Below are 17,956 nucleotides of genomic sequence, written 5' to 3' on the forward strand. Positions count from 1 at the left end.
GGTGAGCACAAGGTACCGCGCCTGGTCCGCGCTGGAGAACACTGGGCCCTGGGCGTGAGCCAGGTCGAAGAAGGAATTCCCTCACCAGGTGAGCCCCCGTGGGGAGATACCATGGCGGCCACGCCCAGGACGGTCTGTCCCAATGAAGGACTCTGTTCCCGAAGGCGCCGGCGGCCGTGCTGCCGGCGGCCCGCCCGCTGGTATGTCCCCGGGCGGTGCCTGCACAGTGCCAGGTCGCTGCTTCTGGAGTCCTCAGTGAGAGGAGCTGGCGCGGTTTAGCAGTGGCTTTTGGGTTATCGGCCGAAATTGATAGCAAGTTAGAGCCGAGCGTTCATTTCGCAATTCCGAAAATGCGCTCATCGGTCGTCTAGAGCCTTATTGCTTAACGGTGTTGCAGGGTATCGCAGAGGTATTGCACTTAGGAATCGCATGACCTTGCATAATGGCACCTCAAATGGTCGTTTCGACTGATCATTTTATGCGGTGAATACGAACCTGAAGTTGTACAGTTCAAGCATGAACACCGAACTTTTGACATCCCCAGATGGTAAAGAAATTTCCATCGCTGACCAGCTAACAGATGAGGACCCGTATACCCCCGAAACGATTCGCGAAGATCTATTCACGCGCGCAAAACGCGGATTCGTTAATATCGACTTTGAATTCGTTCAGAAGTTCACTGGAGATGACCGTGGCGACACCGTGCTTTCCAAGCTGCTAAAACGACGCAGCCGTCTCGAACTGGATCTGCTGCTGAGCATTCACGCGCTGAGTCCTATTCTCGAAGGCACACCACTGTCGTGGAAGGCATGGGCTCTAGTGCTCAACAGTGAAATGCGCGCTGTGAAACGTGCAGCAAACTCTCTTTCCGGCCCCGAGGTCGATCTTCTTGCGGTAGATGATCTGCACGCAAAGAAGCCTGTTTTCACTCTTAAAGCAGGGCTGGATCACAAAGGCAAGAAACGCTATTTCGCATTGCCCTACGCGTATTGGACCGAAGGCCACGTCGACCAGTTGACTATGCCAGGAAAAGTCACGTTGCTCATTTTGCTACGGGAAACCCAAGACCCTAAAGCGATGACACTAGATAAGTCTTATGAGCAGATCGGTAAGTGGTACGGAATTAGCGAGAGGACCGCGGAACGAGGGTTTGGAGAACTGCGCCGTCTAGGTCTCATGCAGGAGATCAGCCGTAAAGCTAATGACCCGTTCACGACTAATACATATCGGCATATCTGGCATCGATGGCCGTTGGAAGCGTACTCCAAGGAGAACAGGAAGTCGCTTCTTACCCAAGCGAAAGCTGCCGCTAGATCATCGGCAAAACAAGATCCGAAACTATCCGTTTAACGCAGAAACCCCGCTTGAAGGCGGGGCTCGTACGATGTATTCAGCGAGAATCCTTGTTCCTCGCGATACCTCCATCCTACGCGCGCGCTACACCGTATTCAACTTTCACTTTTGGAGGACTCTACTTTGCAAGATTCACCAGTACCTGACCCCGCCCAGTTTTTCGGGGACTCCCGTTTCAGCACCTACCTCACTGCAGCTGGCGGCGACGTGGCCTTGGCCTATGACCTCTATGCTTGGAATGCCCGTCTCGCCGGGGCATTCCATGAAGTCTTGGGTCATGCCGAGGTTGCTGTTCGCAATGCCATCGACACCCAGTTGAGGGACTGGAATCAGCAGCAATCGGATAACCCCCGAAATCCGGGTAAAATCTTCACCGATCAATGGTGCATCGACACCGCTATCCCGCTGCATGGCCTAGTGGCCACGCCTTTGAAGAAAGCTCGTAATAATGCGGGTGCTGCAAAGTCTTCCCGCCCTTCATCTCATGCCCGCAAGCATGCTGAGGTCACCCACGACGATTTGGTCTCCCAGCTCAGTTTCGGTACATGGAACCATCTGGTCCCGTGGCCCAACAGCAATCCAACGCCCCAGCTGCACCTCTGGGAAGAAGCGGTCAAGAACGCCTTCCCCGGCATCAAACCCGGAATTGAGGGTTTGCGGCAGGTCAAGGTGCCCTTGAATAACCTCCACGGCCTGCGTAACCGCGTGGCCCACTGCGAACCGCTGCTCCACGTTGAGGCGAATCGACGACTGCGGGACATTGCGCGGTTGACCGGCTATATCGATCAGCCCATCGCTGATTGGATCATGGGTCAGCAGCGAGTCAGGGATGTAGCCCGCGAACGTCCTGCCATCTAAAGCAGGCATTCTGTTCTCGGGGCAAAGGATCTTCGGCGAGCGCCATGGTAGTCCAACAGGGTGCGGCGCGCGGACCGCGGTGTGCAGCAGAGCGGGGACATACCGTCACCGGCCGACCCCAGGCAGTCAGATTCCGGGTAGTGACCAGGTCCGGCCCTTCCGAAGGCATCCGTTGACGGAAGACCAGGACGTACCACCCACGGCCGTGCCCAAGACGATCTCTCCCGATGAAGGACTCTGTGCCCGAAGGCGCCGGCGGGCTCGCTGCCAGTAGCCTGCTTGATGGTATGTCCCCGCCAATCGCACCAAGCGCAGAAGTTCACTTCAAAGCCTCTCGCGGACAAAATGTCAGTGCACTTCAGTACGATAAGCCCAAGGTTCGGAACTCCTGCCAGATGGTGAATGTCCTGAGGACAAGCTGGCGGAATCTTTCATTTAGCAAGAAAGGCAAGAGACCATGGCTCGAAGTGACTCGCTTCGTTCGGAGATCGCTCGGTTAGAAGCGCGTAAAAGTCCCTTGTCCTCCGATATTGCGAAAGCTGAAAAAGACGCGGCTACAGCGCGTGAATCTGCCAGAAGAAAGCGTGACCAGGCAGCGCGGTCCAAAAGTCTCTCTACTATCCGCAGTGCGTCGTCCGCAGCTGAAAGAGAGGACAAGAAAGTGGCTGCCGCAGAAGCTAAGATTGCGAAAGCTCGAAAAGATGCAGCTGCTGTGGAGAAGACCATAGCAACTAAAAGAGCCTCGCTGCGCTCCGCTGAAGCCAGTGAAGCTCGTAGCGCCGCTTCCAAGCAAAAACAGGTTGACTCTCAGCGACGGCGCGAAGAACTGGCTCATGCCCGGGAAGTCTCTCGGCTCTCGACGCCGCGTTCGGAAATTCGTTTTGTCCAAGTGCGCCCGCCAGAACCTGAAAAATTGCGGGTTCTTTATCTCACGGCGAATCCCGAAGCTACCGAAGAAACCATCGTTCTGCCTGACGGCACTGAACAACAGTATGGAACATGGCTCCGCGTAGACAGGGAAGTTCGCGAAGTTCGCAAAGCTCTGCGTGGTTCAAAATACCGCGACCTCGTGGAAGTTGAACACCTACCCGCTGCCACCGCTGGTGACTTGATTGACGGACTCAATGACCACCGGCCACACATCGTCCATTTCTCCGGCCATGCCAACTTTGAAGGCCTCCTCTTAGAGAATGAAACTGGAGGCAATGAGGGCAAAGGAATCACCTTCGAGCTGCTCGCCCAGGTCCTCGGCAACACTGACGATCCGCCGCGGCTCCTTGTTCTCAATGCCTGCGAAAGCCTTGCTGGGTCCGATGAGATCCTCTATACGGTGCCAGCAGTGATCGGGATGTCTGAAAGCATCAACGACAGTTCAGCGATTATTTTCGCTTCAGCGTTCTACTCTGCGATTGCTTCTGCTCAGTCGCTGGAAACTTCATTGAACCAAGCGAAAACCCGTATGAAGTTGGCGTCTTTGGAAGGCTCCGAGCTTCCAGAGCTCCGCGTCCGTGACGATGTTGTCCCCCGCGATCTGGTACTCGTCACTCCACCTGCAACATAGCATCACGCAAACTTGTCCGAGTGGCAACTGCCACTGAGTGGCTCACCCACACTCAGCAATCCCATTAGCCCGCGTCTTACCGTCCTGCTGAACGTTTGAACATGATTCACAGTCTTTGAATCCCCGGCACAGGTAACTCTTGCCTGACGTGATGCACGGCGAGCGCCCTCACCGCCTGCGAGGTGAAACAGCGGATGCATGCTGTCAGGCGTGGCCCGTAGTGGAGGCTCCTTGGTCCCCTGGGGCGCGCACCAGGATGCAGGAGGTGCACGCTTCACGAGGTGTGCAGCCCCGAGACCACAAGAAGATTCAGTTTCGGCAGGGAGGGACATACCGTCATGTGGCCGCCGCCAGGCCGAGGAGATGCAGCTACCCTGGGCCCGCCCCTTCCGAGAGCAGGCGTTGAAGGAAAGCAGGCGACGTACCACCAGCAGACCGCGCCCAGAACGACCTGACCCAGAAGGAGCCGGCGGCCGCGCAGCCGGATGCCCGCCCCGGTGGTATGTCCCCCAGCGGCCTGCAGCGCACACCAGGACCAGTCGGAGCCCTGGAGTGCACGAACTGCAGAAACAGGGCGCATGCCACCGGCCAAGGATCGTGGACCGCGGGGCATGGTAGAGCGCCGAGGCCCGTTTGAAACCGCGCCCGGGTCACGTGCAAGGCTCCCGGATTCTCTGGAGGCAACGACCAGGGCCCGCCCGCGCCCGGCGTCAGCGGACAGAGCTCCGCTGCGGGACCGTGGCCTACGGTATGTCCCCACCAACCAGGCGCCTGGCTGCACGAGATCTACGCGAGATCCGCGCGTTGATAAGAACGCTGCTGGATGCCCGGTCCCGTGTGGCCACGGCGAGCGCAGACGGGCATGGAGGGCCTGCTGTCCGGCACGGGGGCATCCAGCACAAGAGGCCTAGTTTGGAATCGGCATGCTTCTCGTTCTCGGCGTTGCACAGGACATCCCGTCCACGAGTGGGAGAACCAGGCGTTCCCGATGGCGCCGGCTGGCCTGCTGAGGCCGGCCGCCCGATGGTATGTCCCCCACCAGCCAGGCACCAGGTAGGCGACCGGCAGCACACAATCCACGCGCTGCCATATTGCAGTACCTGTTCACCCGTTCTTGAAGCACTGGCCATGGGAGAACCCGTCCTGCTGATACCGATCGCTGACGCAGGTGCCAATGAACTAAAAAACGGGGGTCAGCACAGCTGACCCGGGGGTGAGTTTGAGTCCAAAAGTTCTTGAGACTCATCCACCCACGAAAGAAAGAAGGACCGCCATGAAGGTGCGCACCTTGATTATCATCAGCGTTGCTCTGTGGATTCTGATCCATGGAGCACTGATCATTCTGGAAACGGCAGCAGCAATCGCTGACGCTTTCGGAAACTAGGGACCTTGCTCTGGGGGCTTCTTACCGAGGCCCCCAGAGCACCCATCTTTTGGGGACACCACGGTTGCTCAGATAAGAGAAGGCTTCGCGCCAAGATGCTGGACAACTCCGCGGCGCATAAGGTCTTTATCCCTCTAGCTGGCCGCTGTTCAGCGAGCTGGAGCATCTACAAGCTTTCACCCGCTCCCCCGGGATCGGCTTTTGCCGATCCTCCCCCCTCCCCCTCAAATGTAGACCAAGACAGCAGTGGAGTGAGTCACATGCCAGTACTTTCATTTTGCTGGCAGGCCTGTAGCTCTGATGAGGACGCGGCCAGCACCCCCGAAGGGGACATCAACGCTTTGACAATCGCACATCCCGAATCGGCCCGCGGCCGAGGGGACATACCGCCACCTGCAGCCGTGCCCAGGGCGCCCGGATCTCAGACCGGACCCAACACGAACTTCGATCCCGCACCAGCCCGTGGCCCTCTCCAGTCCGTGGCCTACGGCCGGTGGGAGCGCGAATCAACGAAGCCGCCATGGACCATCACCTGCCAGAACCACCGGCCGCCCAAACCTTCGGCGACCAGGGAAAGCAAGTAGACCAGGAAGACCAACAGCCCGCCGCGCCAAAAGCCGCGGTACCCGCCCAGGAAGGAAGAGCCGCCAATGACGAGCTGCCACCAGCAGCCGGCCCGCCGCCGCGGGCCGCCCGCGCACAGGCGGTATGTCCCCCACCACGCCTGGCAGCACCAGGTGCCAAAAAGAGAAACCAGGCCCGCTACACGGCGAGCGCCACCACTTCGAGCACCACACCAGGGCGCGAGTTCCGTCCGCATTCATCAGCACCATCAAAACTGTGAGCTCCAAGAACCCAAGCGCTGCCGCGCGACAGGCCGTCGGCTTAATTTTCGCGTAAACTCAACATAGTTCGTGACAGGGGTCAGCCATTGAAGGGTCCTTCATGAATAGGTTCGAAAAAGAACGTTGAACCTCGTTAACGCGCCAATCAGCGCGCCCTCCGGTGACCAAACGACTGCTTTGGACGGGTTGAAGCAGACGCTAGTTTCGCCCCGCCATCAAGCCTAATTGTTTGTGCTGTAATGTAGTTAGCTGCTTCGCTAGCTAGAAACACTGCCAGATCAGCAACGTCTCTGGTGCAAGCGACTCTCCCAAGAGGTACGTGCGATGCATAGGCGGCCATGGAGTTGTCGTCTCTCCTACCACCACGTCTCGCGCGAGGGGTATCAATCTGGCTTGGAGCCACGACGTTCGAAGTAACGTTAAAAGCGGCAAGTTCCAATGCGACCTGATTTGATAACCCTATAAGAGCAGACTTGGAAGCGACATATGAAGCACTGCGTCCATAGGCGCCCCGAAACGCAGCATTGGAAGATATATAGATAACTCTGCCCCACCTAGCATTTTTCATCGCTGGAATGCAGGCTTTCGTCAAATGAAAGGCGCCGTTCAGAATTGTGGAAGTGTCTTGGAACCAGACTTCCTGGTCAAGCATGTCGATGCCGATATAACTGTTAGATGGTGCGGCATTGTGAACTAATGTAGTTATCCGTCCTCGTTGATCCTCATCCAGGCATTCGAAGAAGGATTGAACTTCATCCGGATCTGAAACATCAAATATTGCGGGAATGATTTCCCCGCTCAGCGCCTGCCCTTCAATCCTTAGTCGCTCAATCTCAGGCTCTTGGCCAGGCTTGCCATTCGCATATACCCTTAGACCTTCAGCTGCAAATGCCCTGCAAATTTCAGCACCTGTCCCTCCCCCTGCAGCCCCGGTCACAATTACAGACCTCATTGATATCGACACTATAGAATCCTCGAATCGGTTTGAAGATATACATTGACAGTAAAATTTGTTAACAGACGACCAGATATATGTCGCAGAGGTTCACACCTGTTTTATCTCCGGTAATAAGGGCTCCTATGGAATCCAGCATGGGGTGCGTTTCGGATACATCAAGAACCTGACGAACGTTGAACTCTGCAGCCATATTTCTTGCCATCAAAGATGAAATAGCTGCGCCGTGAATTCCTGATATATTGTCACAACCATCAGTTGCAAAGCAGACAACCGTTGCGTCAGCAATAGGCATGATCTTCTCGCTCAAAGTAACTGCCATATGCTGGCACCTTCCCCCCAAGTCATATGATCCTTGAGGAACAGAAACCGTGGCCTCGCCACAGACAAAATAAATGAATCTTCCCCTCCTCGGGTTTTGTTCAATTGAACTATAAAAAGAGTCAGATATTTCATGGCAACTGCCACCGATTGGCGCATCTACAGGAATCACCTCAAAACCATGAGATGAGAAAACCTTAACGCAAGCCTGCAATAGGGTGTCCAAATTCGAAAGCTCAATAATTCGATGACTGCCGCGAAATTTGTCACCCGTCCATTTGCCATCAATAATTTTTGAAACTTTCGAATGAAATTTCGGCTGAGACTTGAGCAATATATCTAGTGCATTCGCACTGGGAACTTCATTCACCGCAATAGTTGGTCCAGATCCTACAGCTGAGAGATCAAACTGCGCGTTATCACTTTGCAGCAGAGTAATCACTGAAGCGGGCTCCATCAGTCTTCGCAATCTGCCGTTGTGAAGGGTTCCAACAAGCCGACGGATTGAATTGATTTCGGTGACCGTAATTCCTGATCCCAATAATTGCCTAACTGCATTCTGCAGCTCAGACATCTCTATCGGGGCAACAGGCGAACAAATAAGAGAGGAAGTACCACCACTGATACTTACAATGACCAGGTCATTACCGCTAAGATTCCAATCAGCTATCTTAGCTGACAGCGCCTTAGCTGCCAGTTCACTCGCTCCGTCCGGGATAGGGTGATTGCCTAAAAAATGCGAAAACTTTGAGGAAAAAGGGAAAGGCATCAGCTCGGTTTGGTCATCAACGATAACTCCCTCTCGTAGTTCGGAACCAATCGATAAAGCAATGCCCATTGCAGACTTCTGTGACGACTTGCCAATACAAATCGCAAAAATTCTCTCATATTCAGCCAAGATTTGAGAGCCTTCTTTTTCAAAAAAATCCATATGCAGCTTCTCGGAAGAAACAAGCTTCAAGACAGTATGAATTTGTTCTAAAATAGAATCAATCATTTATTGGTGCTCACTAGCGGATGAGCACGTTGTGTTAGCGGTAGATCAATTACTTGATTTGTTCTACTAGAAAGATAAGCTGCATGGATGACCTCCATCGCCTTCATGCCATCTATACCAGAACAGTACAATGGAGTTTTGCTGTTTATTGCTGAAGCAAAATTATAGGCAGCGCGCGTATGATGATCTTTATAGTTGTCTGCTTCTTGATGAATTAGCTTCCAGTCGCTGTTGTTTGGATGAGGTACAACATGCCTAGATATATATGTGCTTCCATCCGCATAAGGTGCACGATGAACAATCGTCCCTTTTGTACCGTAGATCTCGAGTCTGTACGGTTGAAGAGCTCTGTCTTCTGTCTGAGATTTGTGTGATTCGATGGTCGAAATTTTTCCATTTTTGTGTTTGCATGTTGCATAAAAATGATCACCTGCAACAAGTCCGACGCCTTCAGCCCCATCGCGGCTATGGGTTTCTGGAAACATTTCGTTGGTTTGGGATACTTGCCCATAAACATGGATCACATCACCAAGTATTCTGCGTGACAGATCTGAAAAATGCATTCCGAGTACGAACGCATCTTCTCCACCTCCACGGTGGTCCCACTTGCAAATGCCCCTGGTTGAAAGGATTTCGCCGATTTCGCCATTGTCAATTCTTCTCAGCACATCGAGAAATCTCGGTTCATGCCCTCCTGGCAAGGCTACGGCAAGTTTGAGTCCCATCCTTTGAGCACAATCGGTCATACTATCTGCCTGGACGAGATCCTGAGCCATGGGTTTTTCGCAATAGACATGCAGGCCAGCTTGCAATGCAGCGACTACATATTCGTGATGCCGGGCAATGTTTCTGGTGGCTACAACTACCGCATCAAGTTCAGTTTTTCTGAGCATATCTCGATAGTCCAGATACCGATGTGTGACACCAAGCTGGTCACCAATTACATCTATTTCTGTTGCATTAGCGTCGCTTAGTGCGAGAATTTCGATATCTTTGCAAGCCGCGAAACCGAGATGAATCTTATGCCCGTAGTCTCCGGAACCTGATTCACCGATAATTCCGACGCGGAGGGGTGAACTCATTGCCATTCCCCCGGTTCTATCTGCCCCAGTTCCCGTACATCCCTAAGTATCTCGGTTGGTAAACCTCCAAGTTTGGCCCATTCCACGTTTTGCCGTAGTTCTGCAGGATTTCTAGGGCCCACAATTATGGTGTGAACTCGTTCGTCGCTAACGAGCCATCGAAGACCTAGTTCCATTAACGACATCTCATACTTGCGAGCCAGATCTTGAGCTGCCGCGATACGTTCAATGATTCCAGGAGGTACCGAAGTCCTTCTTTCTGCCAAAAGCCGGTTTCTCAGTCCTGGATCAGTCGATGTCAATAGTCCCTGACGATAAGGGGCACCCACCGCAACACCGATATCAAGTTTTGTTGCCAAGTTCAGTAGTCGATCTGCGACGTCCTGCCAGACCAGATTGTGATAATGAACGAAGAGCATCGCATCGAATCTACCCGTTTTGCAGAGGAATTCAGCTCGATCAGGTTTTCGTACGGAAAGACCAATTCCTCCGATTTTTCCTTGTTTCCTAGCCTTTTCTATGAATTCCCAGACTGGTGCCCCCGAGCTATCTGGATACAGTCCCCATTCATCCCAGTCTGTTTCATGTAGGAGAAGCAGAGGTATGTGGTCTGTTCCGAGGGTTCGAAGTGAGTGATTAAGCTGAGAAAGCATAAGTTCTGGATCTGTGTATGCTTCCTGCGAAAGGCGTGAAACTATGCTCTTCTCGAACCTTCCAATCTTGTCAATGACAGTTATATTTTCAGATCTGGTTCCGCCCAGGGCTTCACCAACGATTTGCTCGGCTTCTCCTACGCCATACAAGGGCGCAGTATCAATCACATTTATTCCATGTTCAATGGCAGACCTGATTATTGAAACACCATCTTCGTGGGAAACTCGTCGATCCGATGTTAAGTGGTAGGTGCCCAACCCGATTGGGCTGACTGAAAACGGCAACCGACCAAATTTATTCAGCTCACCAGGCTCAAACCGTACGTCCAATACTTGTTTATTGCTGTTATTCAAAGCTATACCCGCGTTCCAAAAGTTCTGCTTCAACATCAAAGGGAGGGTAGTAGCTCCAAGAATCGCGTAATGCTGTTTCAGAAATAAAGTTTGCTTTGGCCGTGTCCAAAACTTGTTTGGCGTTTTCAAGTGGAACAACGACGATTCCATCGTCATCGCCTACGACGATATCTCCGGGATTGACTAGCACACCAGAGCAGATGACAGGCACGTTTACTGCACCCACATCTCCGTAGGATGGATAATGGTAATTTTTGGGAGTAGTCCCCAAACAGAATGTAGGAAACCCGATTTTCCGAAGCCCTGCCGCATCACGGACACACCCATCAATTACTGCCCCAGACATTGCTTTGGTCATCATTCTGCGTGCTGTTCCGTCACCGAAACTCGCGTAGTCTCTGATGCCACCTGCAGCGACCACTAGCACATCGCCTTCTTGCGCCAGATCAATCGCCATTCGACGAACTGTAAGGTCAGGACCCATAGCTGTAGTTGCAGGTCCACACAATTTCATTCCAGGAGCAATCGGGGCCATGCTCGTTTGCATGATTCCTAGTTTTCCCATCGCATCCGCGATGATTCCTGTATAGAGTTTCGAGAACTCGGCCAACAAGTCAGATTCTGGTCGATTAAAGCCTCGGACAATTTTTCGAACATTTCGGTCATCCACTGTTAGTCACCTTTCGCAATATGTATTGACTTTAATTCTTGAAATTCACGTACACCTTCTGGCCCGCCCTCCGCGCCTGTACCCGAATCCCCTCTCCCTGATGCTGGAAGATCAATCGAATCGCGCCGGCCATAATGATTAATGTGAACCGTTCCTACATGTAAACGCTCAGCGATGCACTTCGCCTTTTCCGTGTCGGTTGCCCAAACTCCCGCTGATAAACCAAAGGGAGATTCATTAGTTAGCTCAACAGCACTGTCAACTGTGTCGAATTCTTGGACAGTCAGCACGGGGGCAAAGAGTTCCTCAGTCAGAATGGGGTCCTCGACGGAGGGGCCCCACACTATGGCAGGGCGGATGAATATTCCTTTTCTGTTAGGAACAGTAATTTCTTGTCCGCCACATACATCAGCACCTCGCGTTCGCGAATCAGCCAATCTTCGATTAGCTCGTTCAGCTATATCTTTCGTTCGGGTTGCCCCAAGTCGCGATGCCTCTTCATAGGGATCTGACGGTGAAATCTCATCCATTTTTTTCGTGAGCAAATCCCGGATTTCAGCGGACCTTCGATTGCTAACAAGCAGCCTTGTGGGAGCCGTGCATGTCGCGCCCTGATTTCTTGTGAGACCTCTCAAGATTGAAGCTACTAATTTTTCTAAGTCAGCATCCTCAAGCACGATATTTGCCGATTTTCCGCCAAGCTCGGTCACTACTTTCACATCATTCTGGGCTGCGGCGATTCTGACAGCCTTTCCAGCTTTGGTACCTCCCGTGAAGGAAATCATCTTAATCTCGGGACGGCTTAATAGGTCATACACCGTTTGAGGGCCACCATGAACCACGGAGATTGCTTCTCTGCACAGGCCGGAATGCGTGAAAGCTCTAACTACTCTCGCTGCGCTTAATGGTGACAAGGGTGAAGGTTTAACTATTACCGGGCACCGGGCAGACAACGCGGCGGCTAATTTGTGCACCAGTATTTGTACAGGAAGATTCCATGGGAGAACCAGAAGGCTCAATCCCACAGGTTCCGGTATTGCAACACCCCAAACGGACATAGAAACAGAATTCTCAACACGTCCCCTAGATGCCTCAGGAATAATTCTTGAATATTGCCGGAGAACTCGTGCGGCTGAGAGCACTTCGCCCCTTGCCTCTGAGATTGGTTTTCCCGTTTCGGCTACAACAATCCAGGGGAGCTCTTGATCATTGGTCAAAATAATTGACGCATCATATAATATTTGAGCCAACGCGTCATTTCCGTAATCCCTGACACTAGACTCAGCGTTGCTTCCAATTTTGCAGGCTCTTTGATTTGCATCAGCATCAAATGAAGGGACTTTCAACCAGTTTTGACCATCAGGTGCATCTAAAGTCCATCGATACTCAGAATCTGAAACCGATTCATCACCGGCGATGATATTGTGGACCATTTGCCCCCGAGGCAAAACGTATTGAAATGATGCTGGCTCGCCGGTCTCAGGACCCGTTATCGAATTAGTTACGGTCATGACTATCGACTTTCCATCCGTTTATCCTGTCAGAGATCTTCTTTGTCGATAACTCACTCAGAGAAGACGAAAGTGGATCTACAGTCCGTGCTTCAGCAAGCAGTTCGCCGGCTCGCTCTACCTCTCCCTCTAGTAGCGCGATTTGGAAAAGACCGAATTTTGCCGCGGCAACATGGCGTCCTCCCAGGCTTTCCGCCCGTAGAAGATCCGCTGACGCTTCATGTAACTTGTTAAGCCGCATAAGAACATCTGCTCGTGCGATCCATGCTCGATAATCGCCTGGGCTCAGATCTGTCAATTTCGTCGCAAAAATGTATGCTCGGTCGAGCTTGCCTGCATACATCGTTGTTTTACATAAGGTCTCAAACAAAGGAAACGCGTGGTCACGCCAGAGCAGGGCGTCTTCGCCTTCGAGATTTGCTCTGTTCTGATGTTCGAGCCCCTTATCCAGGAGGTCTAATGCGCCATCAATATTTCGCTGCAAGAATGGAATAAAGGCCAGTGCCCTATACACTGTTTGTGCGTACAAGTCCTGATGATGACCTTGGAGGCCAACGCTGCCGAGCATATTGATCAGTCGTTCAGCCACAGCAGGCAACCGTGAATCCCACGTCTTTCGCTGCCCAAAGTAGACCACAAAATTTTTAAGGAAAATTGACCTCTGATAGCTGCTGAACTTCTTGTCATGCCCGCAACGGAAAAATAGTTCTGCAAGGTCTCTTTGATTTGGATATGCCCTGGAAAGAACATGAAACTGACCGACCCCATCCTCAACAGAAATTTCAATCTGATCCGTTGGTGGCGCCTCCTGAAGTAACGATTCCGGAAGGTGTACCAATTTCGCAGCTTCACGAATGTAGCCAAGCCTGAGCATGAGTTCTGACGCTGTTTCCCGCATCAAAGGTGAAAAAGTTGAAGTTTTCAAACTTTCATCACACTGTTCTCGAACTGACACGAACAATGAAGATGAGAGGTCCGAAGGAAAATCATTGATTTCAGGGGTTATGCCATCTAATCGATGCTGACTGGCACACGTGAAAATCCTAGTTGTTGGAGGTGCTTTGCTGTTATAGCGATAGCCGAAATGAGGTTTAGTCCCCACAATTATTTTAGCGAGGTCCAACGTTGCTTCCGCATGATGCGTTGAAAGTTCGCTTGAGTTCCGAAGACCTGAATACACGTTACAACTCGATGGATAGTTTGCTTCGGCAAGCCCCTTCACGCTGGCTGCCATCGCTGGTAACCCTTGTCCATATGAGTATCCGGCTAGTTCTACCATCTAGCTCCAGGCCTTTCTAGACTAGTTACGATTGAAAATGTTGCGGGAACGAATGACTCGTTCCCGCAACACAAAGTGTTCCTACATATGCAGGTTCTTAGACATTTCTTCGTTCTCAAGATCGCGAAGTGCGCGTTCGATTTCAGCCATGGTGTCCACTCCTTCCTGGTTACCATCTCGATTTACTGCATGCACCCAATCGACTAGAGCATGCCTTCATCACCATGAATTAGGTGGAAGTCATTCGGTTTTCTCTTTTGTTGATTCGTTCTCTGCTGGAAGAGAGCTTTTCGCTTCCCAGTCCTTCCCCATGGCAAGTCCAATAATCGCAAGAAGGGTGCCGATTCCGCAGACAATTAAGGTCAGGATCGCTCCTCCAAAGTAGTTTGTTGTGGCGACGATCGGTCCGCTCAAAAGATTGCTACCCGTAAAAACAACGGCCGTGAAAGCCATCAGTTTCTCCCTGAAGTCCGAATTTCCGCCCCACGTACTTGTCATGACTGAAGATGCAGTCAATGCAAGTCCCCGACCAAACCCACCAATTGCCACGAAAATCAAGAGAGGTACAGGTGCGCTCCATGGGGTCATGAGGAAAAAAGACGATCCAAGAACGAGGATGCCAACTATGTATGTGCCTCTGAGCCACTCGTGAGTTCTTGTGACAACAAATGCTCCTAGAATCGAACCAAATGTGTGTGCCGACACAATGATGCCGGCATAGGCCGCTGCGTCGTGCAACAGGTCTCTTCCGGCCATGGGTGCAATTACTTGGATGTTGAATCCAAAAGTACACAGCAGGAAGAAGGAAATCATGAATATAACCACAGGTTTGCTGTAAGCGCGAGGTCGCGAATCATGTTCAGTTGATGAATCTGCTGCCGCCGATCGTCCAGTTATCTTTAGTGCCTGCCTGACCAGAATTGCTGAGAGTACGCAGAAAGCAGCATCAAGTATGAACCATACCGGCCAGAAATTTGATCCCATGAGGAAGCTGGCGATCGCCGGAGCGACAAGACGTCCAATATTGCTGTAGGTAGTCAGCAATGACATATTCTTGCGGCGAGTTTCCTCTGGCTGGAGATCCGCCAAAATGGATCTACGTCCTGGCGCCTGCGCATTAGTTGTTATGCCAAGTAGGAGACTAGCGATCAGCGCTGCAGGTAGTTGGTAACCAAGTATGAATGTAGCGATGCTGAAAATAATTTCTACGGCTGCTTGGCCTAGTAGCAACCAAATCAGCAAGGTTCTAAAGTTCCATCGATCGCCGGCTTTCTTGATCAATACCAATAAAACTAGCGCAGGTAGCGCTTGGGCTATCAGCTGGAATGCTACTGCTTTGGGGTCCTCGGTTTTTAGAACTGCCAAGGCCGCCAGTAGGAAATACGTACCCTGAGTTGTTGCTCCACTAATGACAAATGTCGTTCCGAAGTTCTTAGCCAATCTGTTCGTACCCGTTGCCATCATGCAACGTCCTGTACATAACGGATTGGATGCCGTCTCTCGGATCCGCTCCAAGGAACAGGTTCAGGATTGTGGCACCGAGCGAATAGCCTGGCAAAGAATCTCAGAACGGCACGCGTATCTGTAAATAGAGATCGGCTTATGTAGTCCAGATACACCCTTCGGCCCGAGTAGCTGGCAAGAATTTGTCGGATGAAGAGTGATAGTCGTGGCCTTGAGTTATCTACCCGGTTGGCTCTTCCTCGCAAATTTATATGCACCCAAATGCAAACCAAGTCGTCCCAAGGAGAAACGCTAATATCACCAACACGCAAGCTGAACTTCTCGTGAATTTCGTTTTCAAGTGCTGCGAGCAGCACCTTGCTAGGATCATATCCAGCGGCCTCCACTAAGGGGAGAACCAGTCGCGTGTTCTGCCCCATCCGTGCGTTCGCTTCAATCAATTTGACAGCACCGTCACGACAATCAAGCTTGAACTGAAGGCCTCCCACACCTCCAAAATCTAGGATTTTCACCAAGCTGTGAAGTGAAGTCTCAGGTATAAAAGGCATAACAACTTCTACCGCTGTAGATGCCGATGGTGCCATATAACGATGCTTGATGTGAAAAGCGCTCAAAAACACAGAAGAACCTGAAGCAAATACTGTACATGACGGCTCAATACGCCCAGGGATATACTCCTGAACGATCCAATTGCTGGACGGCTCTCTAGATGAAATTTCCTTTATTCTAGATCTGAGTTCATCAGAAGACTCAAAATATGAGACCTCAGATGCTCCTTGGGAGAACCGTCGTTTTAGGACAACAGGAAAAGTTCTTGAAACTTTACCCAGCACTTCTGATTGTGATGCAAGAGCTGTCCAAGGGACCGATATCCCCACTGATTGCGCATCTTGCATTAACTGATACTTGTCGTTCATCCTTCTAACCGAATGATGAGAAGGACCTAAAACCGTGATACCAAGGGTGGAAAATTGCTCCTGAGCAAGAGTTAGAAAGAACTGGTCATGATCATTGGCCGGGAGGATCGTATCTATGTCAAATACTTTGCACAAGGATTGTATGTGTGAGACCCATTCTTGGACGGGTGCGGTAATACAGTCCACGTCAATCAACCACTCTTGTTGTGGAACTGGTGGAACCCAAACTCCTGCATCCACATACCTGCTCGCGCTCATAGGGTGTAGCGATTTATCCTCGGCATCCGACAATCCGGCCAAGATGAAGGAGGCCTCTTGCCGTAGACCACGCGCAACTGCATACATAACAAGTGGATTAACCAACATAAACAGTCTCATGGCCCTCCTCAACTTCATGCGGCTAGGGCAAACGCAGGCCCCGCTCATCTCTGAAACAGGTGTTTGGCATGAGCCTAGTCACACACTTAGGGGTATGTCTACCGTTAATTTTGAATGAGGTGATTAATTCATCCTAGACGATCGAGCAAATATGAGCTTGCGAAACCTATCTTATGGTTCGATTATTTTCAACTCCCTATCGATATATTTCTAAGAAAATGTAGCTCTGGGCAAATATCGACGCCCGCTTAGTGAGGGCCAGGCGGTATGCAATCATGCTTTAGGACGTCAAAATAAAATTTCGCGCCGCGATTATCAGATTTCCCAGCACTCAAAACACCCGGATTGCCACTCAGCTGCTTCTGGCCCTTTGGCTGTCAAGAAGAAAGGACATAAGTTGCTCGACCTCGGATTGTCTGGAAAAACAGTTCTCGTTACCGGGGCAACTCAAGGAATCGGAGCCTCGGTAGCAAAATCTTATGCAGCAGAAGGATGCAACATCATTGCATTCTCTAGAAGTGAGTCGAAGCTTCGTGAATTGGAATTGTCCATCCGTCGAAACTCGAAAGTTTCAGTCGCGACGTTTGCTGTTGACCTAAGGAACAGGTTTTCCATAAATACGATTCCATGCCATTTTTTACAAGCTGATATTTTAGTCAATGTGGCAGGGGACATTCCAAAAGGTGATTTGGTTAGTCTCGATGAATCGATTTGGAGAAACGCATGGGATCTAAAAGTCTTTGGATACATCAATTTAACTAGAGCTGTCTATGGTTACATGAAAGAGCGCTCCAAAGGTTCAATAGTTAATATTATTGGAACTTCCGGGGAAAACCCTAATTTTGACACAATTGCTGTATCAAGTGCTAATGCGGCACTTATTTCATTTACAAAATCTCTCGCCGGACAGAGCCACGAGCACAATGTTAGGGTTAATGGAATTAATCCAGGACCAACTGAAACACCTCGTCAGGTGTCTCGACTGAAATTGCTTGCCCACGAAAAATTCGGTGATTCGGAACGCTGGAGGGACTTGCTATCCACGTACCCGTTCCGTCGACTGGCTACTCCTTCTGAGATTGCTTCAGCAACTTTGTTCCTCAGCTCTGAACAAGCATCCTATATCTCCGGATCAATACTTACGATTGATGGCGGCAGACAATTTCAAGGTACCAAGTAAGCTTCAGCCGTTGATTCATCAACGGGCTACCCAGACGTGCGCCTACCTGCCATAAGTTATTGTCTGCATATTTGATTACTTACTTGAGAGATCGATCACAGCAATACACCACATCGGAAACGCCACTTTAACGCAAAAAACGATTATTTCGCATCTAGAATCATGGACAATAGTGCCTCGAAAAACTGGATCCT

Annotated in this window: 14 protein-coding genes; 4 read left to right on the top strand and 10 right to left on the bottom strand. The window is 51.1% G+C overall.

Annotated features, from left to right (window positions below; genetic code table 11):
* Positions 1 to 516: 516 nt before the first annotated feature.
* From EDF61_RS14430 to EDF61_RS14440, 3 genes are all read left to right on the top strand, one after another.
* Complete coding sequence (locus EDF61_RS14430) at positions 517 to 1,350, top strand: hypothetical protein (protein WP_133834508.1); 834 nt, start codon at positions 517 to 519, stop codon at positions 1,348 to 1,350.
* A 216-nt stretch (positions 1,351 to 1,566) separates the two neighbouring features.
* Positions 1,567 to 2,211, top strand: coding sequence for an Abi family protein (locus tag EDF61_RS14435; RefSeq protein ID WP_166650821.1), 645 nt, complete (start codon positions 1,567 to 1,569; stop codon positions 2,209 to 2,211).
* Between the two features lie 457 nt (positions 2,212 to 2,668).
* Positions 2,669 to 3,772, top strand: a complete 1,104-nt coding sequence (locus tag EDF61_RS14440; RefSeq protein ID WP_133834510.1) for a CHAT domain-containing protein — start codon at positions 2,669 to 2,671, stop codon at positions 3,770 to 3,772.
* Positions 3,773 to 5,640: 1,868 nt separating this feature from the next.
* On the opposite strand, the gene EDF61_RS14445 is transcribed toward EDF61_RS14440, so the two are convergent.
* The 10 genes from EDF61_RS14445 to EDF61_RS14490 form a co-directional block, all read right to left on the bottom strand.
* The gene (locus EDF61_RS14445) at positions 5,641 to 5,976 is read right to left on the bottom strand and encodes a hypothetical protein (protein WP_133834511.1); all 336 of its coding nucleotides are present in this window, start codon (positions 5,974 to 5,976) and stop codon (positions 5,641 to 5,643) included.
* Positions 5,977 to 6,146: 170 nt separating this feature from the next.
* On the bottom strand, positions 6,147 to 6,965 hold the full coding sequence (locus EDF61_RS14450) for an SDR family NAD(P)-dependent oxidoreductase (protein WP_133834512.1): 819 nt from the start codon (positions 6,963 to 6,965) through the stop codon (positions 6,147 to 6,149).
* A 49-nt stretch (positions 6,966 to 7,014) separates the two neighbouring features.
* A complete protein-coding gene (locus EDF61_RS14455) occupies positions 7,015 to 8,274 on the bottom strand; it encodes a DUF4147 domain-containing protein (protein ID WP_133834513.1) in 1,260 nt (419 codons plus the stop codon).
* Positions 8,271 to 9,356: a Gfo/Idh/MocA family protein gene (locus tag EDF61_RS14460; protein ID WP_166650823.1), complete on the bottom strand. Its 1,086-nt coding sequence runs from the start codon at positions 9,354 to 9,356 to the stop codon at positions 8,271 to 8,273. The genes EDF61_RS14455 and EDF61_RS14460 overlap by 4 nt, the downstream gene beginning before the upstream one ends.
* Complete coding sequence (locus EDF61_RS14465) at positions 9,353 to 10,399, bottom strand: aldo/keto reductase (RefSeq protein ID WP_166650824.1); 1,047 nt, start codon at positions 10,397 to 10,399, stop codon at positions 9,353 to 9,355. The genes EDF61_RS14460 and EDF61_RS14465 overlap by 4 nt, the downstream gene beginning before the upstream one ends.
* On the bottom strand, positions 10,356 to 11,033 hold the full coding sequence (locus tag EDF61_RS14470; RefSeq protein WP_133834516.1) for an RraA family protein: 678 nt from the start codon (positions 11,031 to 11,033) through the stop codon (positions 10,356 to 10,358). The genes EDF61_RS14465 and EDF61_RS14470 overlap by 44 nt, the downstream gene beginning before the upstream one ends.
* Positions 11,034 to 11,035: 2 nt before the next feature.
* Entirely contained in the window at positions 11,036 to 12,544 is a 1,509-nt protein-coding gene (locus tag EDF61_RS14475) for an aldehyde dehydrogenase family protein (protein ID WP_133834517.1), read from the bottom strand.
* Positions 12,531 to 13,823: a tetratricopeptide repeat protein gene (locus tag EDF61_RS14480; protein ID WP_133834518.1), complete on the bottom strand. Its 1,293-nt coding sequence runs from the start codon at positions 13,821 to 13,823 to the stop codon at positions 12,531 to 12,533. Before EDF61_RS14480 ends, EDF61_RS14475 begins: the two co-directional genes overlap by 14 nt.
* A 240-nt stretch (positions 13,824 to 14,063) precedes the next feature.
* Complete coding sequence (locus tag EDF61_RS14485) at positions 14,064 to 15,287, bottom strand: MFS transporter (RefSeq protein ID WP_133834519.1); 1,224 nt, start codon at positions 15,285 to 15,287, stop codon at positions 14,064 to 14,066.
* Entirely contained in the window at positions 15,284 to 16,582 is a 1,299-nt protein-coding gene (locus EDF61_RS14490) for an ATP-grasp domain-containing protein (protein WP_133834520.1), read from the bottom strand. The genes EDF61_RS14485 and EDF61_RS14490 overlap by 4 nt, the downstream gene beginning before the upstream one ends.
* Before the next feature lie 370 nt (positions 16,583 to 16,952).
* Here EDF61_RS14490 and EDF61_RS14495 point away from each other — a divergent pair, with 370 nt between their 5' ends.
* The gene (locus EDF61_RS14495) at positions 16,953 to 17,762 is read left to right on the top strand and encodes a short-chain dehydrogenase/reductase (protein ID WP_208294276.1); all 810 of its coding nucleotides are present in this window, start codon (positions 16,953 to 16,955) and stop codon (positions 17,760 to 17,762) included.
* Positions 17,763 to 17,956 lie beyond the last annotated feature (194 nt).

The organism is Arthrobacter sp. JUb115, assembly GCF_004365035.1.
In the GTDB taxonomy this organism is placed as follows: domain Bacteria; phylum Actinomycetota; class Actinomycetes; order Actinomycetales; family Micrococcaceae; genus Glutamicibacter.

Coding starts and splice junctions, on each gene's coding strand:
- EDF61_RS14430 (WP_133834508.1), top strand. CDS start 517: ATGAACACCGAACTTTTGACATCCCCAGATGGTAAAGAAATTTCCATC.
- EDF61_RS14440 (WP_133834510.1), top strand. CDS start 2,669: ATGGCTCGAAGTGACTCGCTTCGTTCGGAGATCGCTCGGTTAGAAGCG.
- EDF61_RS14445 (WP_133834511.1), bottom strand. CDS start 5,976: ATGCGGACGGAACTCGCGCCCTGGTGTGGTGCTCGAAGTGGTGGCGCT.
- EDF61_RS14455 (WP_133834513.1), bottom strand. CDS start 8,274: ATGATTGATTCTATTTTAGAACAAATTCATACTGTCTTGAAGCTTGTT.
- EDF61_RS14460 (WP_166650823.1), bottom strand. CDS start 9,356: ATGAGTTCACCCCTCCGCGTCGGAATTATCGGTGAATCAGGTTCCGGA.
- EDF61_RS14465 (WP_166650824.1), bottom strand. CDS start 10,399: ATGTTGAAGCAGAACTTTTGGAACGCGGGTATAGCTTTGAATAACAGC.
- EDF61_RS14475 (WP_133834517.1), bottom strand. CDS start 12,544: ATGACCGTAACTAATTCGATAACGGGTCCTGAGACCGGCGAGCCAGCA.
- EDF61_RS14480 (WP_133834518.1), bottom strand. CDS start 13,823: ATGGTAGAACTAGCCGGATACTCATATGGACAAGGGTTACCAGCGATG.
- EDF61_RS14485 (WP_133834519.1), bottom strand. CDS start 15,287: ATGATGGCAACGGGTACGAACAGATTGGCTAAGAACTTCGGAACGACA.
- EDF61_RS14490 (WP_133834520.1), bottom strand. CDS start 16,582: ATGAGACTGTTTATGTTGGTTAATCCACTTGTTATGTATGCAGTTGCG.